Annotated in this window: 19 protein-coding genes; all 19 read left to right on the top strand. The window is 61.6% G+C overall.

Annotated elements, in window-relative coordinates; genetic code table 11:
* Positions 1–46: 46 nt before the first annotated feature.
* The 19 genes from CCOS864_RS20340 (at position 47) to CCOS864_RS20250 (ending at position 24217) form a co-directional block, all read left to right on the top strand.
* On the top strand, positions 47–2842 hold the full coding sequence (locus tag CCOS864_RS20340; RefSeq protein ID WP_167458914.1) for a glycosyltransferase: 2796 nt from the start codon (positions 47–49) through the stop codon (positions 2840–2842).
* 212 nt (positions 2843–3054) lie between these two features.
* Positions 3055–6639: a glycosyltransferase family 2 protein gene (locus CCOS864_RS20335; RefSeq protein ID WP_115088090.1), complete on the top strand. Its 3585-nt coding sequence runs from the start codon at positions 3055–3057 to the stop codon at positions 6637–6639.
* Between the two features lie 328 nt (positions 6640–6967).
* A complete protein-coding gene (locus CCOS864_RS20330; RefSeq protein ID WP_115088089.1) occupies positions 6968–7897 on the top strand; it encodes a ketoacyl-ACP synthase III in 930 nt (309 codons plus the stop codon).
* Positions 7898–8153: 256 nt separating this feature from the next.
* The gene (locus CCOS864_RS20325; protein ID WP_115088088.1) at positions 8154–9002 is read left to right on the top strand and encodes a flagellin domain-containing protein; all 849 of its coding nucleotides are present in this window, start codon (positions 8154–8156) and stop codon (positions 9000–9002) included.
* A 71-nt stretch (positions 9003–9073) separates the two neighbouring features.
* The gene (locus CCOS864_RS20320; protein WP_115088087.1) at positions 9074–9439 is read left to right on the top strand and encodes a flagellar protein FlaG; all 366 of its coding nucleotides are present in this window, start codon (positions 9074–9076) and stop codon (positions 9437–9439) included.
* A gap of 71 nt (positions 9440–9510) precedes the next feature.
* The gene (fliD, locus tag CCOS864_RS20315; RefSeq protein ID WP_115088086.1) at positions 9511–10917 is read left to right on the top strand and encodes a flagellar filament capping protein FliD; all 1407 of its coding nucleotides are present in this window, start codon (positions 9511–9513) and stop codon (positions 10915–10917) included.
* A 133-nt stretch (positions 10918–11050) separates the two neighbouring features.
* Positions 11051–11446, top strand: coding sequence for a flagellar export chaperone FliS (gene fliS / locus CCOS864_RS20310; RefSeq protein ID WP_115088085.1), 396 nt, complete (start codon positions 11051–11053; stop codon positions 11444–11446).
* A gap of 9 nt (positions 11447–11455) precedes the next feature.
* On the top strand, positions 11456–11752 hold the full coding sequence (gene fliT, locus CCOS864_RS20305; RefSeq protein WP_115088084.1) for a flagellar protein FliT: 297 nt from the start codon (positions 11456–11458) through the stop codon (positions 11750–11752).
* 171 nt (positions 11753–11923) lie between these two features.
* Positions 11924–13399, top strand: coding sequence for a transcriptional regulator FleQ (gene fleQ / locus CCOS864_RS20300; protein ID WP_115088083.1), 1476 nt, complete (start codon positions 11924–11926; stop codon positions 13397–13399).
* Positions 13400–13603: 204 nt separating this feature from the next.
* Complete coding sequence (locus CCOS864_RS20295; protein ID WP_115088082.1) at positions 13604–14815, top strand: sensor histidine kinase; 1212 nt, start codon at positions 13604–13606, stop codon at positions 14813–14815.
* Positions 14815–16191 carry a sigma-54-dependent transcriptional regulator gene (locus tag CCOS864_RS20290; protein ID WP_115088081.1) on the top strand — a complete coding sequence of 459 codons (1377 nt, stop codon included), beginning with the start codon at positions 14815–14817 and terminating at the stop codon, positions 16189–16191. The genes CCOS864_RS20295 and CCOS864_RS20290 overlap by 1 nt, the downstream gene beginning before the upstream one ends.
* A gap of 120 nt (positions 16192–16311) precedes the next feature.
* The gene (gene fliE / locus CCOS864_RS20285; RefSeq protein ID WP_115088080.1) at positions 16312–16638 is read left to right on the top strand and encodes a flagellar hook-basal body complex protein FliE; all 327 of its coding nucleotides are present in this window, start codon (positions 16312–16314) and stop codon (positions 16636–16638) included.
* A 15-nt stretch (positions 16639–16653) separates the two neighbouring features.
* A complete protein-coding gene (gene fliF, locus CCOS864_RS20280; RefSeq protein WP_115088079.1) occupies positions 16654–18435 on the top strand; it encodes a flagellar basal-body MS-ring/collar protein FliF in 1782 nt (593 codons plus the stop codon).
* Positions 18428–19447 carry a flagellar motor switch protein FliG gene (gene fliG, locus CCOS864_RS20275; protein ID WP_045189054.1) on the top strand — a complete coding sequence of 340 codons (1020 nt, stop codon included), beginning with the start codon at positions 18428–18430 and terminating at the stop codon, positions 19445–19447. Before fliF ends, fliG begins: the two co-directional genes overlap by 8 nt.
* Before the next feature lie 84 nt (positions 19448–19531).
* Positions 19532–20293 (top strand): flagellar assembly protein FliH, encoded by a 762-nt coding sequence (fliH, locus tag CCOS864_RS20270; RefSeq protein ID WP_115088502.1) that lies wholly within the window; start codon positions 19532–19534, stop codon positions 20291–20293.
* Entirely contained in the window at positions 20283–21647 is a 1365-nt protein-coding gene (gene fliI, locus CCOS864_RS20265) for a flagellar protein export ATPase FliI (protein WP_093385605.1), read from the top strand. Before fliH ends, fliI begins: the two co-directional genes overlap by 11 nt.
* 6 nt (positions 21648–21653) lie before the next feature.
* Complete coding sequence (gene fliJ, locus CCOS864_RS20260) at positions 21654–22106, top strand: flagellar export protein FliJ (protein WP_115088078.1); 453 nt, start codon at positions 21654–21656, stop codon at positions 22104–22106.
* Between the two features lie 93 nt (positions 22107–22199).
* Entirely contained in the window at positions 22200–22505 is a 306-nt protein-coding gene (locus tag CCOS864_RS20255) for an STAS domain-containing protein (RefSeq protein ID WP_115088077.1), read from the top strand.
* The gene (locus CCOS864_RS20250) at positions 22502–24217 is read left to right on the top strand and encodes an ATP-binding SpoIIE family protein phosphatase (protein ID WP_115088076.1); all 1716 of its coding nucleotides are present in this window, start codon (positions 22502–22504) and stop codon (positions 24215–24217) included. Before CCOS864_RS20255 ends, CCOS864_RS20250 begins: the two co-directional genes overlap by 4 nt.
* Positions 24218–24234: the final 17 nt, after the last annotated feature.

Raw genomic sequence — 24234 nt, 5'->3', positions numbered from 1 at the left:
GCATTTTTGCCTGGCCATGACAGAAAACATGAGAACTAGGTGCACTATGGGCGAACAAGCAATCGGTTGTGCGGCGCTGCTGGATGACGTCACCGTCGTCTTGCTGGGTCAGGACGAGCCTGGCTATTCAGGGCGCGCCGCTCACTATTACCAGGCGCGCTTTGCACACCTGCAGACACTCGCAGCGCCGGCGTCGCAAACGTCGGTCGGTGACTGGTCCGAGCAGGTGCTGCAGACCCTGGAGCAGGTCGATACCACGTTTGCGGTGCTGACCCTGGAGTGTGATTTCCTCCTGACCGATGGCATCGCCGCAACGGTGCAAGCCTTGCGGGACGACGCAGACTACCTGATGGCGCAAGGTTACTCGCTGGGTTACCAGCCCGGTAATGGCGAGGTGACTTACTACAGGATCGGTTCCGCGCCAAAGGCGCAGTTGCATGCCAGCAGCGCCCTGGGGCGTATTGGCGTGCACGCCGAGTACGGTCTGCAGGCGTGGCGGGCCGTGGTGCGCACCGAGGTATTGAAAGCCGCGGTGCGCAGTGTGCCAGCGGACTTGTCGTTCGATAGCTGGTGCGTGGCGGTTTCCTACGGGCTGCTGGCCCAGGGTGCTTCCCGTCTGCTGGCGCACACCAGCGCAATGGTCGAGTACCGTCCCTGGACCCTCTGCGCGCAGGCCTGCGAAGAACTGCTGAGCCAGGCTGTGCGCCAGCTCCAGCACTGGGACAGCGAGCAGGCAGCAGTATTTGCCAACGCCAAGGGGTTCGAAGTCCTCAATGCCTTCGTGCGCAATACCCACTCGCGTTGCGAGGCGCCATTGCTGTTCACTTCGCGCTGGGACAGCCTGTCGTCCGAACCGAAGCTGACGTTCGAGCCAACCCAGTTCGTCGAAATGCCCTACTACAACGGCACCGTGTTCGGTCAACTGCGTTCGGCCGAGTTCATGGTCCATGCCTGGCCCGCCGGCCAGCTCCACAGCCATGCTCTGGAGGGGACCTGGGTACGGCAACAGGCATTGCTTGCCGAACATCCCAACGATACCGCCGAGAGCCTCATGGCCCGCTACTGGCAGGCATTTGCACTGGGTGTGTTCAACCCGCAAGTATGCCAGCTCCTGCTGGCAGGCCTCGGTGAGCAGGATCAGGGGCTGCGCCACGACCTCGGTATCTGGCTGGAGCAGCTCGAGTTGCTGCCGGTTACGGGTGTCCAGGCGCAACTGGCGAGCACGCCTTCGGGCAAGGTGCTTGCGGCAATCGCCGACGCCAGCCCGGACAGCGCCGCCCGCGAGCGAATTTTTGCCCACCTGGGTAAAAATCCGGCGCCGCAGATGGCCTTTGTGGTGATCGATCTGGAGGACGATAACGCAGGTTTGCAGGATACCTTCGACAGCCTGGTCGCCAGCGGTTTGCGCAACTTCAAGGTTGTCGTGCTCAAGGCCGGCGAATTGCCGGCCATCACCACGGCCAGGGATGCCCTGCACTTCATCAAGGTCACCCCGGCCAACATGGTCGCGCACCTGAATCAGGTGGTGCGCCAGCTTTCGAGTGAATGGCTGCTGATGTTGCAGGCAGGTGACGTGCTGGCTAACGGTGGCCTGCTGCGCCTGCAGGTAGAGCTGCCCGGCGCCCAGGGGTGCGATGCGATCTGTGCCAACGAAGTCCAGCGTGACAGCGACGGGCGCCTGCTCAGTGTCGTACGTCCTGGTTGCGACCTGGATTTGCTGCGCAGCCGGCCTGACCTGATGGCGCAGCATTGGCTGGTGCGTCGCCAGGCCATCGTCGACCTGGGCGGCTACAGTGAAGATTGTGCGCAAGCGCTGGAATTCGATCTGCTCCTGCGCCTGGTCGAAGCCAAGGGTATCAGCGGCATGGCCCACCTGGACGAGTACCTGGTGATCGGCCAGCAAGCGTCGGAGTCGATGGCTGCGGATGCCCTGACCACCCTCAAGCGTCATTTGAACGTGCTGGGTTACCGTGGTCAGGTCAACGAAAGTGCCGACGGTACGTTCCAGGTTGATTTCCGTCATCCACAGACACCGCAAGTGAGCATTGTGCTGGTCGCCGATTCCGATCTCGAGCAGCTCAAGGCCAGCCTGGCGAGCGTGGTTCAGCGTACTCGCTATGCCCGCTACGAAGTCATCGTCACCTGCGAGGCAGCCAATGCCGAGGCAGTGGCCGCAGGCCTCGCCATTGTCCAGGGGCTGGGATCGCGGGTGCGCTTGTTTGCCTGTGAGTCGTCGGTGCGGGCGCAGATGGTCAACCAGGCAGCCGCCCAGGCCCAGGGGCAGTACCTGGTGTTGATGTCCAGCCGCAGCGAGGTGGTGTCGCCAGCCTGGATCGAGTCCTTGCTCAACCAGGCTCAGCGCCCTGAAGTGGGGGTGGTCGGTTGCCAGATGTTCGATCGTGATGGCGTCATCAGTCATGCCGGTTACGAGTTGCTGGGCAGCGGCCTGGTACGCAATGCCCGGCAGGGCGCTTCGCGTTTGCAAGTGACGTTGCCCGGGCTGGAAGCGGTAAAAGGTAGCCAGGCGGTGTCGGCTGACTGCCTGATGGTGGGCAAGGCCCTGTTCGAGCAGTGTGCCGGACTGGATGAGCAGCTCGCTGGCGGTACTGATGTCGACCTGTGCCTGAAGGCTGCGCAAGCCGGTTTGCTGTCGATCTGCGTACCGCAGGCGCAAGTGCTCAACATCGAAGTGCCATTGCCTGCGCGGGAACAGTGCCTGGAGCTGGTTCAGCGCTGGCCAGCGGCGTTCTGCACCCGTGTCGTTGTCGATACCCAGCATGGCGTGGACGTTTCGCGTGCGGCGAATGTCGGTGGCAAGGCTGTGCTGGAGTGGTTGCCTTAACGGGTCACTGGCGCGAAAAATGCAAAGCCGGGCGCAATGCCCGGCTTTTTTATGCCTGCCAATTGGCCAAACCCCTGTGTCTGCAGCCTTGCGCGCAGGCCGCGACAGGGCGGCGATGGCAGATTATTGACAGTTCGCCGTGGTGGTCGTCGCCGTTGCCCGCTCAACGTGCTCTGGGCTGTCGGGTTTCTAATGAATACTGGAGTTGGAAGATGTCGAATACCCTGGGAGTCGATCAGTTTAGGCTTGAGCAAGCGCTGTCCCGTTTGCAACTGATGTATGCCAAGCCGGCGCATCCCTATTACATTTCGGCGCCGGATTACCGGGAGACGTCTTCAGGCGTTTGCGTTCTTCACTATTTGTGTCACGTCTTGAATCAGAACGGGCAGGACGCGTACATCGTTGGGGGTAAAGTCGTTAACCCCGATTTGAAAACGCCGCTGCTCGACCAGGCCACCGCCGAAGGTCATATCGCCAGCGGCAAAGTGCCGATCATTGTTTACCCTGAAGTGACCAGCGGCAACCCCCTCAACGGCAAAGTGGTTGCACGCTATGTGCTGAACGTTGAAGGTTTTTTGACCGGCAGGATGATGGATGAAGAGCCGGGCGACCTGCTGTTCTTTTATGACGCCCGGATTGCGGCTGAGAAGAGCGCCGGCGTCACCGACCTGCTGTGCTTTCCTATCATCGACATCTCGCTGTTCAGTGCGCCTGATGAAACCGTGCAGCGAAAGGGGCATTACCTCTATCAGAATCGCCATCCCCTGGATCAGGTGGACTATTCGTCGCTGCCGGAGGGCATTCGCCTGCTAAGTGTGGCCAATCCGCTGTCGCTGAGGGAGTTGGCCGAGGTTCTGCGCAGTGCCGAGGTGCTCTACAGCTATGAGTGGTCGATGACGTGCTCCATTGCCGTCCTGTGTGGGTGCCCGGTAATCTTTATGGCCGGGTACGGAATCGACCAGACCTTCCTCGACGGGATCTTCTTCGGCAAGGAAGGTTGTGCCGTGTCTGACCAGGTCGATGCCCTGGCGGTTGCTCGCGCTGGCGTGAAGGGGGCCTTGCAGCGTTATGCCGCTGTAACCGCGCAGTTTTGGCAGCAACTTGATGTGTTCATTGAAAAAACCCAGGCCGCAGCGGTGCGCCAGGCGTTGGCCGACAGGCAAGGCATGCAGGTCTGGCTGGAGCAGCGCTGCCCGGATGAGCAGCAACGCGCGGCGTTGATGACGCGCCTGGCAAACGGTCACTCGCCGAGGCTGGGCGTGCTGGTCCTGGATAATGGAGACGCTGAACAGGCGTTGACGCGCACCCTTGAGAGCCTCGCGCCAGCTCGTTGCTTGTATCCAAACCTGCAGGTGGTGACCCTCGGCGACGCGGCGTCTGTGGCAGGTGTGCCGGGCCTTTCGGTGCGCCATCTGCCTTGCCAGGCAGAACAGCGCAGCGCTGTCATCAACCAGGTGGTGGCCGACAGTGCCTTTGACTGGTTCATGGTGGTCGAGGCGGGTGTCGAGTTCACTCCGGGCGGCTTTTTGCTGGTGGCCCAGGCGCTTGCCAATGCGACGGATGACCGCCTTGCTTTCTATGCCGATGAAGCCATGCGCATGGGTAACGGGACGCTTGGCATTTCGCTTCGACCTGACCTCAACCTTGACCTGTTGTTAAGTCTGCCGGCCAGCGTATCGTCGCATTGGCTGTTCCAGCGCAATGGGTTTCTGGCGCAGGGTGGCTTCGATACCGGTTGTGGCGAAGCGTTCGAACTGGAATACCAACTGCGCCTGATCGAGCAACGAGGCTTGAGTGGTATCGAGCATATCAGTGAGCCGCTGTTGGTCTGTGAAGCCTTGTGCTTCGCCGACTCTGTCAGTGAGCGCGAGGTGATCAACCGCCATCTCCAGGCCCGAGGTTACGGCCAGGCGCAAGTCAATACGTACCTTCCTGGCCACTATCAGCTGGACTATGGGCATGCTGGCCAGCCTATGGTGAGTATTGTGATCCTGCTCGACGGTGTCATGGAACAGTTCCAGCGCAGTATCGAAGCGCTGTTGCAATACACCGATTATCCCGCCTATGAGGTCTTGCTGCTGAATGCGGGCAGTGACGACCCGCAACTGCGGCAATGGCTGCAGGGAATCGAGCAAATTGGCGGCGATCAGTTGCGCGTGCTGCCTTTTGCCCCAGGCCAGTCTGCGGCGCTATTGCGCAATGAGGCAGGCCGGCTGGCGCGCGGCGAATACCTACTGTGGCTGGATGCGGCGGCGGCGCCGATTGCCCAGGGTTGGTTGCAGCAGTTGCTCAATCACGCCCAGCGTCCGGAAGTCGCGGCCGTGGGCGGCAAACTGCTGACGATGAACGGCAAGATTCATCACGCCGGCCTGGTGCTGGGCTTGCGTGGGCCGGTGGGGCGGGCTTTTACCGGGTACTCCCATAGCGATACCGGTTACATGCAACGGCTCATGGTCGACCAGGACTATTCGGCGCTGAGTGGCGAATGTCTGATGTTGCGCCGCGACCTGTTTGTTGAGGTGGGTGGGTTTGACGAGGCGCCTGAGCTTGCGCGCTGGATGGATGTCGATCTGTGTTTGCGCCTACGTCAGGCAGGTTTTCTCAACGTCTGGACGCCTCATGCGCAACTGTTGATCGATAGGCCAGCATTGGCTGCTGCCAGCGTCGAGGAAGAAGACGCCCTGTACGCCCGCTGGTTACCAGTGCTAGGACATGATCCAGCCTACAACCCACATTTGTCTCTGACCCATGCTGGCGGTTTCAAAGTTGCCAGCCTGCAATCGACGTGGCATTCGCCGCAGGGTCAGCGTGAGGTGCCGGTACTGTCGCTTCATCCACTTGATCAGGGCGACCTGGGTTATTCGCGGGTGGTTTGTCCCTTCAATGCATTGAAGGCAGCTGGCTGCATCGATGGCCAGGTGTCGCCAGGGGTGGCGCAACTGGTTGAGCTGGAGCGGCTGGCCGCGGACGTGGTGGTGTTCCAGGGTGGGCTCGACGAGCCTCGTCTGGAGGCCATGCGGCGGATTCAGGCATTCTCGCGTGCCTTCACGGTTCTTGATCTGAGCGACTACCTGCCGGATCTGCCGCTGGGCAGCGCCAGGCGCAAGGGCATAGGCGAAGATATTTTCCATAACCTGCAGCGGGCTCTGGGGTATGTGGACCGCCTGGTGGTGCCGACAACGGCGTTGGCGAAGGCTTTTGCCGGCCTGCACGCGGATATCCGAGTGGTTGAGACGCGCTTGCCGATCGAAGCCTGGCGCGATGTCCAGGGGCGGCGGCGCACGGGTGCCCGGCCTCGCCTGGGTTGGGTCGGAAACAGCGAGCAAGCAACTGATCTGAACGTTATCGCGCCTGTGATCAAGGCCTTGGCTGCAGATGTCGAGTGGGTCTTCTTCGGTTACTGCCCGAGCAGCTTGCAGCCCTATGTCCATGAGTACCATGACGGTGTCGATGTGCAGCAGTACCCGCAAACGCTGGCGGGGTTGAATCTGGACCTTGCCCTGGTGCCGCTGGAGCAGAGTCTGTTCAACGTTTGCAAAGGCAATCAGCGCCAATTGGAGTTTGGCGCCTGTGCTGTGCCAGTGATTTGTAGCGACATCGGCCAGGGGCAGGACAATTTGCCGGTGGCACGTGTGAGTAACAGTTACGAGCACTGGATCGAGGCAATCGGCCTGCACCTGGCGAATATTGAAGCAACCCAGCGCCGCGGTGATGAACTCAAGGATGCCGTTCATCGGTACTGGATGTTCGACGAGGAGCATCAGCAGCGTTGGTGCAGTGCCTGGCTACCGGGTTGATCCTGTCCTGAACCTGTGTCCGCCGCGCTGCCCGAGTCGATAGGGAGCGCGGTGGCTGGTGCACTCGATGAGTGCTGACCCCTCCTGAGTTTTCCCTGCGCAGCGTCGGCCAGCCGATAATGCCCATCCCTGATACCCGCAAAACAGCAAAGGCTGACGTTTGTGGTGGGTAATCTTTGTGCAACAGTGACTTGGCAGTCGAAACGGGCATCTTTAATCTATTGAGTCGTCGGGCGGTACTGGCGGGCGGGGTGTGCGCAGGCTCGCAAACCCTTGGTTACCAGGTTCCAGTGCCCGTGAAAATCCGCATATCTATCGGGAAGCCACAATGATTGGCATCAAAAGCATCGCGAGTTACGTACCTGTCGAGGGCGTTGACAACTACGCCCAGGGTGCGAAATTCGCCAAGGACCAGGAATTCATTCTCGGCAAGATCGGTTCGACCTTTTTGCCGCGCAAGGATGCAGGCCAGGAAACCTCCGACCTGTGTGTGGAGGCGGTAAAGGCCCTGTTCGCTGCCAATCCGAGCCTGGTGCCTGAGTCCATCGACGCCCTGATCGTCGTTACCCAGAACGGCGACGAAGAAGGTTTGCCGCACACTGCCGCCATCGTCCAGGACAAGCTGGGCCTGCCGACCCATGTGGCGGCCTTCGATATTTCCCTGGGCTGCTCGGGCTATGTCTATGGCCTGTATGCCATGAAAGGCTTCATGGAAGCGGCGGGGCTGAAAAACGGCCTGCTGATCACCGCTGACCCCTACTCGAAGATCGTCGACCCGGAAGATCGCAACACCACCATGCTGTTCGGTGATGCCGCTACCGTCACCTGGATGGGCGAGGGCGCCCACTGGCAATTGGGCAAGGCCAAGTTCGGTACCGACGGTGGCGGCGCTGCGCACCTGAAGGTCAGTGACGGGGTGTTCTTCATGAACGGTCGTCAGGTCTTCAACTTTGCCTTGCTCAAGGTGCCGGCGCACCTGCACGAGCTGTTGGGCGAAAGCCAATTGGCACCGGCGGATATCGATCTGTTCTGCATCCATCAGGGCAGTGCGGCGATTGTCGATGCAGTCGCCCGGCGCTTCGAGGATGATCCGGACAAGTTCGTCAAGGACATGGTCGAGACCGGTAATACCGTGTCGTCGAGCATTCCGCTGCTGCTGGAAAAACACGTGCTCGGTTCTCAGCACAAGCGCGTCGCCCTCAGTGGTTTTGGTGTTGGCCTGTCCTGGGGGTCGGCGATCATCGAACGCAAGGATTGAGATAGAGCCTTGCCGTTTAAAAAGCGCTGCCGGTTGCACCGGTGGCGCTTTTTTTATGCCTGCCGTTGGTGTGAAAGTGGTTTTTCTGGCGTCAAACCCTTGATTTCATTGGGGTGGCAGGGTGCCATTAAAAAATTTCTAAAAAGCCCTAAAGCAACCGCGCCAGACGACGATAACTATTACGAAGGTTCTCTAGGCCACACCCGGCGGATGCCAGGGCCGGAAGCCGCAGTATCCCAAACACGAGGAATTCGTCATGGCATTAACCGTTAACACCAACACTACCTCCCTGGGCGTTCAGAAGAACCTGAACCGCGCTTCCGACGCTCTGAGCACTTCGATGAGCCGTCTGTCCTCCGGCCTGAAAATCAACAGCGCCAAAGACGACGCCGCCGGCCTGCAGATCGCTACCCGTATGACCTCGCAAATCCGCGGTCAGACCATGGCAATCAAAAACGCCAACGACGGTATCTCGATCGCCCAGACCGCTGAAGGCGCGATGCAAGAGCAGGTCAACATCCTGCAGCGTATGCGTGAACTGGCTCAACAGTCGCGAAACGACTCGAACGACTCGACCAACCGTGTCTCGCTGGACGGCGAGTTCAAGCAGTTGGGTGCGGAACTGACTCGTATCGCCCAGTCCACCCAGCTGAACGGCAAGAACCTGCTGGACGGTTCGGCTAGCGTCATGACCTTCCAGGTTGGTTCCAACACTGGTTCCCAAAACCAGATCACGATCGACCTGAGCGGCAAGTTCCTGGCCAGCGACCTGGGTATCACCAGCGCCATCACCATCGCCGGTAGCGACAGCGCCACTGCCGAAACCAACTTCTCGGCTGCCATGGTTGCAATCGACAAGGCCATCGGCACCATCGGTGACTCCCGCGCTGCGCTGGGTGCTGTACAAAACCGTATGACCAGCACCATCAACAACCTGCAAAACATCAACGAGAACGCCGAAGCTGCTCGTAGCCGCGTACAGGATACCGACTTCGCCGCTGAAACTGCTCAGATGACCAAGCAGCAAACCCTGCAACAAGCTTCGACTTCGGTTCTGGCCCAGGCCAACCAACTGCCGTCGGCGGTACTGAAGCTGCTGGGCTAATCACCTGGTAGTTGTCGGCGGGGGAGTGCATCTATGGCGCTCCTCCGCCTTTTGCATTGAGAGGTGGTGACATGGATATGAGCGTCAAGCTGAACCTGTCGTACCCGACGGTGAAGCCGGTCGAAGCGACCACCGAACGCCCTGCGGCGAAGCCCGTAGCGGCTGTTGAAGCCATCACGCCGGCCAAGGATACTGCCGACAAGGGGCTGTCCGAAGCAGAGAAGGTGAAGAGCGCGGTCAAGGATATCGAGAAGTTCCTTGCATCATCGCGACGTAACCTTGAGTTTTCCACGGATGAAGAATCCGGCCGAATTGTAGTAAAAGTCATCGCCAGTGAGACCGGAGAGCTGATCCGCCAACTTCCTTCGGAAGAGGCGTTGAAGATCGCTCACAGTCTGAGCGATGTAAACAGCCTGCTGTTCAATGCCAAGGCCTGAAGTTGGCGGCTGAACCGCAAGTTCGCTAGTCTGGCAAGGCTAGGGCGGCGCGTAACCATGAGGGAGTAGCAATGGCGAGTACAATTTTACCGAGTATCGGTCTGGGTTCCGGGGTAGACATCAACAAGATCGTTGATGTGCTCGTCAAGGCGGATACCGATCCCAAGGCGAACCAGATCAAGCGCCAGACCGCCAACAACACGGCCATGCTTTCCGGGGTAGCGTCGCTCAAGAGTGCGCTTTCTGTGTACCAGGAAGCGATGAAAAAGCTCAACGATCCGAAGGCTCCGTCCTTCAACGCCTATACCGCGACCTCCAGTAGCGACGCCACGGTCAAGGCGACCTCGAACAATACTGCTGTACCCGGCACCTACTCGGTCCTGGTCGAAAATCTCGCCACCTCGTCCAAGGTGGCCAGTCAGAACTTTACCGGCGGTGCCAGCACCTCGATACCTGAAGGTGACCTGACCATCACTCAGGATGGCGTGACCCATACCGTGAAGGTTGGCCCGGGTGCGACTCTGCAGACGGTGCGCGACTCCATTAATACCTCGCTGGCCGAGAAAGGCATCAGTGCCAACATCGTCAACGGTAAGGACGGCTCGCGCCTGGTGTTCAGTTCGACCAAGACCGGTGAGGGTACCGATATCTCGGTCGATGGCATTGCCGAGCTGAAGATCAACGGCACTGCCCCGATGGCGGGTAACGGTGCCGGTTATATCGACGGCGTTGCCCAGAGCGCCAAGCTGACCATCGATGGTCTGCCAGTTACTAGCAAGAGCAACACCGTTGATGGTGCGATCAGTGGTATGAGTCTGGAGCTGCTCCAGGCCACCGGAACTGATAAGACCAAGGCTATCAAGGTTACTGTTGGTGAAAATACCGAAGGCCTGAAGACGTCGGTCAAGGCTTTTGTTGACGCCTACAATACCCTGGTCAAGGCTGCCAATGCCCTGACGTCGGTGTCCAAGGACGCAGACGGCAAGACCGTGCTCGGGCCGCTGACCAACGATCCGACCACCCGCTCGCTGCTGTCCGACCTGCGCAAGCAGCTGTCTACCCCGTCGGGGAGTGGTCGCCTGACCACGCTCAGTCAGTTGGGTATCAACACGGCCAAGGACGGTACCCTGGAGTTCAACTCCGCCAAGTACGACGCGGCGATGAAGGATAAAAAGCTCGGTCCTGACGTGCAGGAGCTGTTCACCGGCACCGATGGCGTGTTTGCGAACATGAAAAAGGCTGTCGAACCGTACTTGCAGACCGGCGGTATCCTCGATTCCCGCAAGGCTGGCCTAGACAGGCTGCAAAAGGATCTGAGTGATCAGCAGCTGGCCCTTGATCGGCGCATCAAATCGCTGACCGAATCCCTGACCAAGCGCTACGTGGCCATGGATACCCTGGTCGGCAAGCTCGAGGCGGAACGCAAGAACATCGTTTCGATGTTCGCCTCGATCGAGGCGCAGCAAAAGAATTCCTGATCGACCGATGTGCCAGAAGCCCGGCAGTACCCGTAAGGGGACTCCGGGCTTTTTGCTGGCCGCGCTAAAGTTTTTTGACGCGCAGGCGATACAAGCGGTATACGAAACCTTTTTTGCGGTGACGAGGTAGAGCATGAATCCGATGTTGGCCCTTCGGCAGTACCAGAAAGTCAACGGCGTGGCCCAGACCTCCGTGGCCAGCCCGCACCGTCTGGTGCAGATGTTGATGCAGGGTGGTCTTGATCGAATTGCCCAGGCCAAGGGCGCCATGGCGCGCAACGACGTGGCCCAGCGCGGCATCCTGATAGGCAAGGCGATCGGTATCGTTGGCGGTTTGCGCGAAGGCCTGGACCTGGAAAACCATGCTGACTCGCTGACCGACCTGGATAACCTGTATTCGTACATGAGCAAGCGCCTGGTCGAAGCGAACGTGCAGAATGACCCGGAGATCCTCAACGAGGTGGCGCGTCTGCTGATTACCGTCAAGGAAGGCTGGGACGCGATCGGCGATCAGCTCACCGATGCCTAGGAGATTGCAATGAGTGTCGTGCTCGAACGTATCGAACAAACCCGCGAGGCACTGCTGGGTGCCTTGGCCAGCCGTGACTGGGAGGCGATCAGCGAACTCGACGTCAGCTGCCGCCTGTGCGTGGACGATGTGCTGGTCGAAGCGACGGTCGACGAGGCGACACTGCGCAGCAAGCTCGAGGAGCTTCTGGGCGTCTACAGGGAATTAATTGAGGTTGCAAGTGGCGAGCGTCAAACAATAGTCGATGAGATGTCGCAGATCCGGCAAGCGAAAAACGCGGCAAAGGTATACCATTTGTTCAGCTGAAACTGGGCAAAACCAAAAAGCAGTGCGCCATAAATTTGACTATGTACGGTTTTTTGACTTAACTAGTGGCTGTTTTCTAATTTCAGACGTCCGAACACTGACCGTTCAGTCGGAATGATGTCGAGCTTGCCCTTACAAGGGCGCCGAGATGACTAGGGAAGTTGTTATTGCATGTGGCGTGAAACCAAAATTCTCCTGATCGATGACGATAGCGCTCGCCGCCGTGATCTGGCGGTGGTGTTGAATTTTCTTGGCGAAGAAAATCTGCCCTGCTCGAGCCATGACTGGCAGCAGGTTGTCGAGTCGTTGTCATCCAGTCGTGAAGTACTCTGTGTCCTGATCGGGACCGTGAATGCTCCGGCAAGTCTGATGGGCTTGCTTAAGACAGTGGCTGGGTGGGATGAGTTCCTTCCGGTTCTGCTTTTGGGCGAAATTTCTTCTGCCGAGCTGCCGGACGACCTGCGCCGTCGCGTGCTCTCCAACCTCGAGATGCCGCCGAGCTACAGCAAGTTGCTCGATTCGCTGCACCGTGCCCAGGTCTATCGCGAGATGTACGACCAGGCCCGCGAGCGTGGACGCCAGCGCGAACCGAACCTGTTCCGCAGCCTGGTCGGCACCAGCCGCGCCATTCAGCACGTGCGGCAGATGATGCAGCAGGTGGCCGACACCGACGCCAGCGTGCTGATCCTCGGCGAATCGGGCACTGGCAAGGAGGTGGTGGCGCGTAACCTGCACTACCACTCCAAGCGCCGTGAAGCGCCGTTTGTGCCAGTCAATTGCGGGGCCATTCCGGCCGAGCTGCTTGAAAGCGAGCTGTTCGGCCACGAGAAGGGCGCCTTTACCGGGGCGATCACCAGCCGCGCCGGGCGTTTCGAGCTGGCCAATGGCGGTACCCTGTTCCTCGACGAAATCGGCGACATGCCGTTGCCGATGCAGGTCAAGTTGCTGCGCGTGCTGCAGGAGCGCACGTTCGAGCGGGTCGGCAGCAACAAGACCCAGAGCATCGATGTGCGCATCATCGCCGCGACCCACAAGAACCTCGAAAGCATGATCGAGGTGGGTACTTTCCGTGAAGACCTGTACTACCGCCTCAATGTATTCCCCATCGAGATGGCCCCGCTGCGCGAGCGCGTCGAGGACATCCCGCTGCTGATGAACGAGCTGATCTCGCGCATGGAGCACGAGAAGCGCGGTTCGATCCGCTTCAACTCGGCCGCGATCATGTCGCTGTGCCGTCACGGCTGGCCGGGTAACGTCCGCGAGCTGGCCAACCTGGTCGAGCGCATGGCGATCATGCACCCCTATGGGGTGATCGGCGTTTCCGAGCTGCCGAAGAAATTCCGCTACGTCGATGACGAAGACGAGCAACTGGTCGACAGCCTGCGCTCGGACCTCGAAGAGCGCGTGGCGATCAATGGCCATACGCCGAACTTCGCCAACCACGCCATGCTGCCGCCCGAAGGCCTCGACCTCAAGGACTACCTCGGTGGTCTGGAGCAAGGGTTGATCCAGCAGGCGCTGGATGACGCCAACGGTATCGTCGCTCGCGCCGCCGAGCGCCTGCGCATCCGCCGCACCACCCTGGTGGAGAAGATGCGCAAGTACGGCATGAGCCGGCGCGAAGGGGATGAACAGGCGGAGGATTGACGCCTGTGTCGCCATGATGGGCAGCGCAATGGGCCCATCATGGCGAATAACCCTATCTTTCAAAGGGCTGTAACGCCCGTCCTGGCGGCCTTTGCCAGTTCTCTGCAGCTCCAGTAAGCGTCCTTCCGAAACTATCCGGCACGGCTATTGCTATATCGCAGGCTCCACACCGTTTTATGACGGTCAGTCACGCGAGAGAGCACGATGCCCCAGGTCGCTACCATCTCCTGTGTCCCTGAGCCGAAGGGGCCAAACGCCGCCGAGCAGGAAAGCCGCCTTGGTCTTGAACAGGCTTTTGCCATGTTCGATCAGGTGTCCACCCAGCTCAGTGAGTCCTACAGCCTGCTCGAAGCCCGGGTCACCGAGCTCAAGGGCGAGCTGGCGGTGGTCAGTGCCCAGCGCATGGCCGAGCTGGCCGAGAAGGAGCGCCTGGCCAACCGTCTGCAGAACCTGCTTGACCTGTTGCCCGGCGGGGTCATTGTCATCGATGGCCAGGGCCGCGTGCGTGAGGCCAATCCCGCTGCCTGCGACCTGCTTGGCGAGCCGTTGGAGGGTGAGCTGTGGCGTGAGGTGATCGCTCGCAGCTTCGCTCCGCGCGAGGATGACGGCCACGAGGTGTCGCTGCGTGATGGCCGGCGCCTGTCGATTGCCACGCGCTCGCTGGATGCCGAGCCCGGGCAGTTGGTACTGCTTAATGACCTGACCGAAACCCGTCACCTGCAGGACCAGCTGGCCCGCCACGAGCGCTTGTCCTCGCTGGGGCGCATGGTTGCCTCCCTGGCCCACCAGATTCGCACGCCCTTGTCGGCGGCCATGCTCTATGCCAGTCACCTGGCCGAGCAGAGCCTGCCGGTAGAAACCCAGCAACGCTTTGCCAGCAACCTCAAGGAGCGCCTGCACGAGCTGGAGCATCAGGTGCGCGACATGCTGGTGTTTGCCCGCGGCGAGTTGCCGTTGACTGACCGGCTGACGCCCAAGGCCCTGTTCCAGGCGCTGCAGCAGGCCGCGCAGACCCATGTTCAGGGGCATGCGGTGCGCTGGCAGTGCGACAGTCACCTGGGCGAGTTGCTGTGCAACCGCGACACCCTGGTCGGCGCCATGCTCAACCTGATCGAAAACGCCCTGCAGGCCAGTGGCGAGCCGGCGCGGCTCAAGGTTCACCTGTACCGGCGCGAGCAGGTCCTGCACCTGTGCATCAGCGATGCCGGCACCGGTATCGACAGTGCCTTGCTGGCGCGCCTGGGCGAGCCGTTCCTGACCACCAAGGCCACCGGTACCGGCTTGGGCCTGGCGGTGGTCAAGGCGGTGGCCAGGGCCCACCAGGGCAGTTTGCAATTACGTTCGCGACCCGGTCGTGGCACCTGTGCACGGATCAGCCTGCCGCTGATCGGTGCGCAGCAGGCGGAGACAGAGTAATGAAAGCAATCAAGGTGCTGCTGGTCGAAGATGACCGCGCCCTGAGGCAGGCACTGGCCGATACCCTGGAGCTGGGCGGCTTTGCCTATCAGGCCGTGGGTTCGGCCGAAGAAGCACTGGAAGTGGTCGCTGGCGAGGCGTTCAGCCTGGTGGTCAGCGATGTGAACATGCCGGGTATGGACGGCCATCAGTTGCTGACCCTGCTGCGCGCGCGCCAGCCGCAGCTGCCGGTGTTGCTGATGACCGCGCATGCCGCCGTCGAGCGTGCGGTCGAGGCCATGCGCCAGGGCGCGGCCGATTACCTGGTCAAGCCATTTGAGCCCAAGGCCCTGCTCGAACTGGTGGCGCGTCACGCCCTGGGTGTGGCCGGCGCTGGCGAAGGCGAGGGGCCGGTGGCGCGCGAGCCTGCCAGTGCGCAGTTGCTGGAGTTGGCTGCGCGGGTGGCGCGAAGCGATTCGACCGTGCTGATCTCGGGCGAGTCCGGCACCGGCAAAGAGGTGCTGGCGCGCTACATTCACCAGCAGTCGCTGCGCGCCGAGCAGCCGTTCGTGGCGATCAACTGTGCGGCGATCCCGGACAACATGCTCGAGGCCACGCTGTTCGGTCACGAGAAGGGCTCGTTTACGGGGGCCATTGCTGCCCAGGCCGGCAAGTTCGAGCAGGCCGATGGCGGCACCTTGCTGCTCGACGAGATTTCCGAAATGCCCCTGGGTCTGCAGGCCAAGCTGCTGCGGGTGCTGCAGGAACGTGAAGTGGAGCGGGTCGGTGGGCGCAAGCCGATTGCCCTGGACATTCGCGTGGTTGCCACCACCAACCGTGACCTGGCCGGTGAAGTGGCGGCGGGGCGGTTCCGTGAAGACCTGTTCTATCGCCTGTCGGTGTTCCCGCTGGCATGGGCGCCGCTGCGCGAACGCAGCGCCGATATTCTGCCGCTGGCCGAACGCTTGCTGGCGCGCCACGTCAATAAAATGAAGCACGCCCCCGTTCGCCTGTCGCCTGAGGCTCAGGCCTGTCTGCAGGGTTACGCCTGGCCGGGCAACGTGCGCGAGCTGGACAACGCCATCCAGCGCGCCTTGATCCTGCAGCAGGGCGGGGTGATCGAAGCGGCGGATTTCTGTCTTGCCGGTGCCTTGCCGGTATTCGCCGCAGCGCCGGTCGCCGCAGTTGCGCCGATCGAGGCCGAGGCCGCAGGCGGGCTGGGTGATGACATGCGCCGCCATGAATTCCAGATGATCATCGACACTCTGCGTGCCGAACGCGGCCGCCGCAAGGAAGCCGCCGAGCGCCTGGGTATCAGCCCACGCACCCTGCGTTACAAGCTGGCGCAGATGCGCGATGCCGGTATGGACGTCGAGGCTAGCCTGTACGCGAGCTGACAGGGTGTTGAATTAGAGTTTTTGTTCGGGCCGCGGGCAGAGCTGGCACTCTTGTTGCTATGTCCTGCCTATCCGCTGCGTGAGTGTCAAAAAAATGCGGGCCGTCGGAGAGAGAAGTCCATGAGCCAAGGTGTTGAATTTAATCGATTGATGTTGGACATGCGGGCCATGCAAATGGACGCCATGTCGATGCCGAAGGCTGCCGCTGCGCCTGAGCTCGGTTCGAGCAATTTTGCCGACATGCTGGGGCAGGCCATCAACAAGGTCAGCGACACCCAGCAGGCTTCCTCGCAGCTGGCCAACGCTTTCGAGATTGGTAAAAGCGGCGTTGACCTCACCGACGTGATGATCGCTTCGCAGAAAGCCACTGTGTCGTTCCAGGCCTTGTCCCAGGTGCGCAACAAGCTGGTGCAGGCCTATCAAGACATCATGCAGATGCCGGTATAAGGGCGAGATTGAGTCATGGCCGAAGCAGTCGTCGATAACGTGCCCGCGAAAAGCAGCGGGGCAGCGCCCAAGCCGCCGTTGTTCGGCATGTCGTTCCTGGAAAACATCTCGCAGATGCCCATGCTGCGTCAGGTCGGCCTGCTGGTCGGTCTGGCCGCGAGCGTAGCCATCGGCTTTGCCGTGGTGCTGTGGTCGCAGCAACCGGATTACCGGCCGCTGTATGGCAGCCTGGCCGGCATGGACACCAAGCAGGTCATGGAGACCCTGGCCGCTGCCGACATCCCCTACAACGTCGAACCCAATTCCGGCGCCTTGCTGGTCAAGGCCGACGATATTTCCCGTGCCCGCCTGAAGCTGGCAGCCGCCGGCGTGGCGCCGAGCGATGGCAATGTCGGTTTCGAGATCCTCGACAAGGAGCAGGGCCTGGGCACCAGCCAGTTCATGGAAGCCACTCGTTACCGTCGTGGCCTGGAAGGTGAGCTGGCGCGGACCATCTCCAGCCTCAACAACGTCAAGGGTGCCCGGGTGCACCTGGCGATTCCGAAGAGCTCGGTGTTCGTCCGCGACGAGCGCAAGCCAAGTGCCTCGGTACTGGTCGAGCTGTACCCGGGCCGTGCACTGGAAGCCGGTCAGGTGATGGCCATCGTCAACCTGGTGGCAACCAGCGTGCCGGAGCTGAACAAGTCCCAGGTCACCGTGGTCGACCAGAAGGGCAACCTGCTCTCCGATCAGGTCGAGAACTCCGAGCTGACCATGGCCGGCAAGCAGTTCGACTACAGCCGCCGTATGGAAGGCCTGCTCACCCAGCGTGTGCACAACATCCTCCAGCCGGTACTGGGCAACGACCGCTACAAGGCTGAAGTCTCTGCAGACCTGGACTTCAGTGCCGTTGAGTCGACCTCCGAGCAGTTCAATCCGGACCAGCCAGCGCTGCGCAGCGAGCAGTCGGTCAACGAACAACGCTCCAGCAGCATGGGCCCGCAAGGCGTGCCAGGTGCCCTGAGCAACCAGCCGCCCGGCCCGGCTTCGGCGCCGCAGACCACCGGTGGCACGCAAACCGCTGCCAGCGCCATTCAGCCCGGCCAGCCGCTGCTCGACGCCAACGGTCAGCAAATCATGGATCCGGCCACCGGCCAGCCGATGCTTGCCCCGTACCCGGCCGACAAGCGTCAGCAATCGACCAAGAACTTCGAACTGGACCGCTCCATCAGCCATACCCGTCAGCAGCAAGGTCGTCTGACCCGCCTGTCGGTGGCGGTCGTGGTCGATGACCAGCTCAAGGTCGACCCGGCCACCGGCGATGCCGCCCGCACGCCATGGGCCGCCGAAGACCTGGCGCGCTTTACCCGTCTGGTGCAGGACGCGGTGGGCTTCGATGCCAGCCGTGGCGACAGCGTCAGTGTGATCAACGTGCCGTTCGCTGCCGACCGTGGTGAAGTGATCACCGAAATACCGTTCTACTCGCAGCCGTGGTTCTGGGACATCATCAAGCAGGTCATGGGCGTGCTGTTCATCCTGGTCCTGGTGTTCGGCGTGCTGCGTCCGGTCCTCAACAACATCACCGGCAATGGCAAGCAAGGCGCCGGTGCCGATGGCGACATGGAACTGGGCGGCATGCTCGGTCTGGATGGCGAACTGGCCAACGACCGCGTCAGCCTGGGTGGTCCGCAAAGCATTCTGCTGCCAAGCCCGAGCGAGGGTTATGACGCACAGCTCAATGCAATCAAGAGCCTGGTGGCCGAAGACCCGGGTCGTGTGGCCCAGGTCGTGAAAGAGTGGATCAACGCCGATGAGTGATAACCGAGCCCTTACCGCCAAACTGACCCGTGTCGACAAGGCAGCGATCTTGCTGCTGTCACTGGGTGAAACCGATGCCGCGCAGGTACTGCGGCACATGGGGCCCAAGGAAGTGCAGCGGGTCGGCGTGGCCATGGCGCAGATGGGCAACGTCCATCGCGAGCAGGTCGAGCAGGTGATGAGCGAGTTCGTCGAGATCGTCGGCGACCAGACCAGCCTGGGTGTCGGCTCCGACGGCTATATCCGCAAGATGCTTACCCAGGCCCTGGGCGAGGACAAGGCCAACGGCCTGATCGACCGCATCCTGCTCGGTGGCAACACCAGCGGCCTGGACAGCCTCAAGTGGATGGAGCCGCGCGCGGTGGCCGACGTCATCCGCTACGAGCACCCGCAGATCCAGGCCATCGTCGTGGCTTACCTGGACCCGGACCAGGCCGGTGAAGTACTGGGCAACTTCGACCACAAGGTGCGCCTGGACATCATCCTGCGCGTCTCGTCGCTCAACACCGTACAACCGGCCGCACTCAAGGAACTGAACCAGATCCTCGAGAAGCAGTTCTCGGGCAACTCCAATGCCGCGCGCACCACCCTGGGTGGCATCAAGCGGGCTGCGGACATCATGAACTTCCTCGATAGCTCCGTCGAAGGCCAGCTGATGGACGCGATCCGCGACATCGACGGCGACCTCTCCGAGCAGATCGAAGACCTGATGTTCGTCTTCAACAACCTGGCCGACGTCGACGACCGCGGTATCCAGGCGCTGCTGCGCGAAGTCTCTTCCGATGTGCTGGTGGTGTCGCTCAAGGGCGCCGACGAGAAGGTCAAGGAGAAGATCTTCAAGAACATGTCCAAGCGTGCTTCCGAGCTGCTGCGCGACGACCTCGAAGCCAAGGGCCCGGTGCGCGTCAGCGACGTCGAGACGGCGCAAAAGGAAATTCTCACCATCGCCCGCCGTATGGCCGAAGCCGGGGAAATCGTCCTCGGTGGCAAGGGCGGCGAAGAGATGATCTAAGACCTTATCGCGGGGCAAGCCCGCTCCCACAGAGGTCCTGTAGGAGCGGGCTTGCCCCGCGATGCTTTATGAGTGCGTGAAATCATGTCAACCAACGAGCACCTCAGTGAGCTGATTCGCGCCAACGACGTCGATGGCTTCGATCGCTGGGCATTGCCCAGTTTCGACCCCGAGCCTGAGCCGGAACCCGAGCCCGAGCCCGAAGCGGTTCAGGACGAAATCGAAGAAGTGCCGCTGGAAGAAGTCCAGCCACTGACCCTCGAAGAACTCGAAAGCATCCGCCAGGAAGCCTACAACGAAGGTTTTGCCACCGGCGAGCGCGAGGGCTTTCACAGCACCCAGCTCAAGGTCCGCCAGGAAGCCGAAGAGGCCCTCAGCGCCAAGCTGGCCGGCCTCGAACAGCTCATGGGGCATCTGCTCGAGCCTATCGCCGAGCAGGACAGCCAGATCGAAAAAGCCGTGGTGCACCTGGTCGGGCATATCGCCCGCGAGGTTATCGGTCGCGAACTGCGCAGCGATTCCAGCCAGATCGCCCAGGTGCTGCGTGAAGCCCTGAAGCTGCTGCCAATGGGCGCCGAGAACATCCGTATCCATATCAATCCGCAGGACTTCGAGCTGGTCAAGGCCCTGCGCGAGCGTCACGAAGAGCGCTGGAAGCTGCTCGAAGACGAAGCCCTGCTGCCGGGCGGCTGTCGCATCGAAACCGATCACAGCCGCATCGACGCGAGCATGGAAACCCGTATCGAAAAGGCCATGACGCAGCTCTTCGATCAGCTCCACGACCAAGGCCTGCACCCGGCGGCGCCGGACTTGCAGGTCGACCTGGACAGCCCCGATGCGCCTTGAGCGAACCAGCTTCGGCAAGCGTCTGGGGGCTTACGCCGATGCCGTCAATTTACCCTCCCAGCCGGTGGTAGAAGGCCGCCTGCTGCGCATGGTCGGCCTGACCCTCGAAGCCGAAGGCCTGCGCGCGGCGGTCGGGAGCCGTTGCGTGGTGATCAATGACGACAGCTATCACCCGGTGCGGGTCGAGGCTGAAGTCATGGGCTTTGCTGGCGGCAAGGTGTTCCTCATGCCGGTCGGCAGCGTGGCCGGCATCGCTCCCGGTGCCCGCGTGGTGCCGCTGGCGGACAGCGGCCGCCTGCCGATGGGCATGAGCATGCTCGGGCGGGTGCTCGATGGCGCCGGTCGTGCCCTGGATGGCAAAGGCGGGATGAAGGCCGAGGACTGGGTGCCGATGGACGGCCCGACCATCAACCCGCTCAACCGCGACCCGATCAGCCAGCCGCTGGATGTGGGTATTCGCAGCATCAACGGTTTGTTGACGGTCGGCCGCGGCCAGCGTCTGGGCCTGTTCGCCGGTACCGGCGTCGGCAAGAGTGTGCTGTTGGGCATGATGACCCGCTTCACCGAAGCGGACATCATTGTCGTCGGCCTGATCGGTGAGCGGGGCCGTGAGGTCAAGGAGTTCATCGAGCATATTCTTGGCGAAGAAGGGCTCAAGCGCTCGGTGGTAGTGGCATCGCCCGCTGACGATGCGCCGCTGATGCGCTTGCGCGCCGCGATGTACTGCACGCGCATTGCCGAGTACTTCCGCGACAAGGGCAAGAACGTCCTGTTGCTGATGGATTCGCTGACCCGTTTCGCCCAGGCCCAGCGGGAAATTGCCCTGGCCATCGGCGAGCCGCCAGCCACCAAGGGTTATCCGCCGTCGGTGTTCGCCAAGCTACCCAAGCTGGTGGAGCGCGCCGGTAATGGCGAGGCCGGGGGTGGCTCGATCACCGCGTTCTATACCGTGCTGTCCGAGGGCGACGACCAACAGGACCCGATCGCCGACTCGGCGCGGGGTGTGCTGGACGGCCACATCGTGCTGTCCCGGCGCCTGGCCGAGGAGGGGCATTACCCGGCCATCGACATCGAGGCTTCCATCAGCCGGGTCATGCCGCAAGTGGTCAGCCCCGAGCAGATGACCGAAGCGCAGCAGTTCAAGCAGCTGTGGTCGCGCCTGTCGCAGAGCCGCGACCTGATCAGCGTCGGCGCCTATGTGGCCGGTGGCGATGCCGAAACTGACCTGGCCATCACCCTGCAGCCGCGTCTGGTGCATTTCCTGCGCCAGGGTCTGAACGACAACGTCGGCATGCAGCAGAGTCGCGAGCACCTGGCTGGCGTGTTCGCCCCCCTGCCTGCGGCAGGCGGCTGATAGATCATGGCCCAGCCAAGCCGTGCCGCGCGTCTGGCGCCGGTGGTGGAGATGGCGGAGAACGCCGAACGCCAGGCCGCCCAGCGCCTTGGGCAGTTCCAGCAGCAGGTGAGCATGGCCCAGGCCAAGCTCGGCGAGCTCGACCGCTTTCGCGCCGACTACCAGTTGCAGTGGATCAATCGTGGTGCGCAGGGCGTGTCCGGTAGCTGGCTGGTCAACTACCAGAGCTTTCTCGGTCAGCTCGAAACGGCCATGACCCAGCAGCGCCAGAGCCTGGCCTGGCACCAGAACAACCTGAAAAACGCCCGGAGCACCTGGCAACAGGCCTACGCCCGGGTCGAAGGCTTGCGCAAGCTGGTGCAGCGTTACATCGACGAGGCGCGAATGCTTGAAGACAAGCGCGAGCAGAAGCTGCTCGACGAGTTGTCCCAGCGCCTGCCGCGCCACGACCGCTACTGATCCGTGCGTTGATCGGCAGGGCTTGCCGGTGGGGGGCGGGGCTGCTAAACCTTCTAGGTGTCTGCAATCGTCGCAATGGAAGGAATCATCGACATGGCAGTTGTATCTGAAGTATCCCCGGATGGGAAAAAGCTGACGATAAAGGTCAAAGGGCGTTTTGACTTCGGCAAGCATCAGGAATTTCGCCACGCCTACGAGGACGAGCCGCGCAAGCCGGAGTCAGTGGTTGTCGACCTCAAGGACGCAACCTATCTGGACAGTTCGGCCCTGGGCATGCTGTTGCTGCTGCGCGATCACGTGGGGGGTGACGATTCGGAAATCCGCGTGGTCAACACCAGCTCCGATGTGCGAAAGATCCTCGCCATCTCCAACTTCGAAAAGCTGTTCGACATCAGTTGAGCCAGCCAGCCCATGATTTCGAAGCGCTCACTGTACTGATCGCCGAAGATGGCGCGGCAGACCGTTTGCTGCTCGCCACTATCGTGCGTAAACAGGGGCATCAAGTGCTCACCGCCGAAAACGGCGAGCAGGCGGTGACCCTGTTTGCCGAACAGCGCCCGCACATCGTTCTGCTCGATGCCTTGATGCCGGTGATGGACGGTTTCGAGGCGGCGCGGCAGATCAAGGCGCTGGCGGGTGAGGCGCTGGTGCCGATCATCTTTCTTACATCCTTGAGTGAAGAACAGGCACTGGTGCGCTGCCTGGAGGCGGGTGGCGACGATTTTCTGGCAAAGCCCTACAGCCCGGTGATCCTCGCCGCCAAAATCAAGGCGATGGACCGTTTGCGCCGCTTGCAGGCCACGGTGCTTGAGCAGCGCGACCAGATCGCCCGCCATCACAATCACCTGCTCAACGAGCAGCGGGTGGCCAAGGCGGTGTTCGACCAGGTGGCTCATGCCGGCTGTCTGAGTGCGCCGAACATCCGCTACCTGCAATCCCCCTACGCCTTGTTCAACGGCGACTTGCTGCTGGCGGCCTTCACCCCGGCGGGTGATATGCACGTACTGCTCGGCGACTTTACCGGGCACGGCCTGCCGGCTGCGGTAGGTGCCATGCCGTTGGCTGAAGTGTTCTACGGCATGACCGCCAAGGGCTACGGCCTGGCCGAAACCTTGCGGGAGATGAATGCCAAGCTCAAGCGCATCCTGCCGGTGGACATGTTCTGTTGTGCACTGTTGCTCAACCTGAGCTTTCAGCGGCGGGTGGTAGAGGTTTGGAATGGTGGGATGCCCGACGGTTATCTGTTGCCGGCCGGTGGCGGCGAACCCATGCCACTGGTTTCGCGTCACCTGCCCTTGGGAATCCTGACGCCGGAGCGCTTCGACGACACTACCGAAGTGCTGCCCCTGGCCCTGGGCGAGCGCCTGTTTCTGCTGTCCGATGGCGTGGTCGATACCAGTGACGACAACGAGCAGTTGTTTGGCGTCGAACGCCTGCGTCAGGTTCTGGGTGCCAACCGTCGGCCGGCGCTGTTGTTCGAAGAAGTCCTGCAGGCGCTGGAGGGTTTTCGCGGGCGCTCGCGAGACGACGTCAGCCTGCTGGATATCGAGGTGGTCGAGCCGCAACTGTTGTCGCCGCCTCCCGTGATCTATTCTGACAGTGGTCAGTCGAGCCCGCTGGACTGGTCGTTGCAATTTGAATTTCGTGCCGACACGCTAAAGCGTTTCAATCCGTTACCGTACTTGCTGCAGCTGCTGCAGGAGATTCATGGTCTGCGGGCTCAGAGCGGGGCATTGCACAGTGTGCTGACCGAGCTGTATTCCAATGCCCTGGAACATGGGGTGCTGGGCCTGGACTCAGCGCTCAAGCGCGATGCGCGCAGCTTTGCAAGTTATTACCAGATGCGCAATGAGCGTCTGCAGGCCCTGAGCGAGGGGTTCATCCGCGTGCACCTGAGGGTTGAACCCGGGCCGCGGGGCGGGCGTCTGATAATTGAGGTCGAAGATAGCGGCAAGGGCTTCAATGTGAGTAAAGTGCTCGCCAGGCCTGTGTCCGAGCAAGGGTTGTGCGGGCGCGGGCTGAACCTCATACGCCGGTTGAGCCGGCGTGCCGAATGGGTCGACGAGGGGCGTCGCGCATGCGTGGAGTTCGCCTGGGAGGCTCTGGCATAATCCAACTTGATCAAGGA

Origin of the sequence: Pseudomonas wadenswilerensis, assembly GCF_900497695.1 — a bacterium.
In the GTDB taxonomy this organism is placed as follows: Bacteria; Pseudomonadota; Gammaproteobacteria; order Pseudomonadales; family Pseudomonadaceae; genus Aquipseudomonas; species Aquipseudomonas wadenswilerensis.
Note: the sequence above shows the minus strand (reverse complement) of the source record. Positions and strands in the feature narration are given on the sequence as shown.

Bases quoted from the DNA above. Each gene is read 5' to 3' on its own strand.
- CCOS864_RS20340 (WP_167458914.1), top strand. From the start codon at position 47: ATGGGCGAACAAGCAATCGGTTGTGCGGCGCTGCTGGATGACGTCACC.
- CCOS864_RS20335 (WP_115088090.1), top strand. From the start codon at position 3,055: ATGTCGAATACCCTGGGAGTCGATCAGTTTAGGCTTGAGCAAGCGCTG.
- CCOS864_RS20330 (WP_115088089.1), top strand. From the start codon at position 6,968: ATGATTGGCATCAAAAGCATCGCGAGTTACGTACCTGTCGAGGGCGTT.
- CCOS864_RS20325 (WP_115088088.1), top strand. From the start codon at position 8,154: ATGGCATTAACCGTTAACACCAACACTACCTCCCTGGGCGTTCAGAAG.
- CCOS864_RS20320 (WP_115088087.1), top strand. From the start codon at position 9,074: ATGGATATGAGCGTCAAGCTGAACCTGTCGTACCCGACGGTGAAGCCG.
- fliD (WP_115088086.1), top strand. From the start codon at position 9,511: ATGGCGAGTACAATTTTACCGAGTATCGGTCTGGGTTCCGGGGTAGAC.
- fliS (WP_115088085.1), top strand. From the start codon at position 11,051: ATGAATCCGATGTTGGCCCTTCGGCAGTACCAGAAAGTCAACGGCGTG.
- fliT (WP_115088084.1), top strand. From the start codon at position 11,456: ATGAGTGTCGTGCTCGAACGTATCGAACAAACCCGCGAGGCACTGCTG.
- fleQ (WP_115088083.1), top strand. From the start codon at position 11,924: ATGTGGCGTGAAACCAAAATTCTCCTGATCGATGACGATAGCGCTCGC.
- CCOS864_RS20295 (WP_115088082.1), top strand. From the start codon at position 13,604: ATGCCCCAGGTCGCTACCATCTCCTGTGTCCCTGAGCCGAAGGGGCCA.
- CCOS864_RS20290 (WP_115088081.1), top strand. From the start codon at position 14,815: ATGAAAGCAATCAAGGTGCTGCTGGTCGAAGATGACCGCGCCCTGAGG.
- fliE (WP_115088080.1), top strand. From the start codon at position 16,312: ATGAGCCAAGGTGTTGAATTTAATCGATTGATGTTGGACATGCGGGCC.
- fliF (WP_115088079.1), top strand. From the start codon at position 16,654: ATGGCCGAAGCAGTCGTCGATAACGTGCCCGCGAAAAGCAGCGGGGCA.
- fliG (WP_045189054.1), top strand. From the start codon at position 18,428: ATGAGTGATAACCGAGCCCTTACCGCCAAACTGACCCGTGTCGACAAG.
- fliH (WP_115088502.1), top strand. From the start codon at position 19,532: ATGTCAACCAACGAGCACCTCAGTGAGCTGATTCGCGCCAACGACGTC.
- fliI (WP_093385605.1), top strand. From the start codon at position 20,283: ATGCGCCTTGAGCGAACCAGCTTCGGCAAGCGTCTGGGGGCTTACGCC.
- fliJ (WP_115088078.1), top strand. From the start codon at position 21,654: ATGGCCCAGCCAAGCCGTGCCGCGCGTCTGGCGCCGGTGGTGGAGATG.
- CCOS864_RS20255 (WP_115088077.1), top strand. From the start codon at position 22,200: ATGGCAGTTGTATCTGAAGTATCCCCGGATGGGAAAAAGCTGACGATA.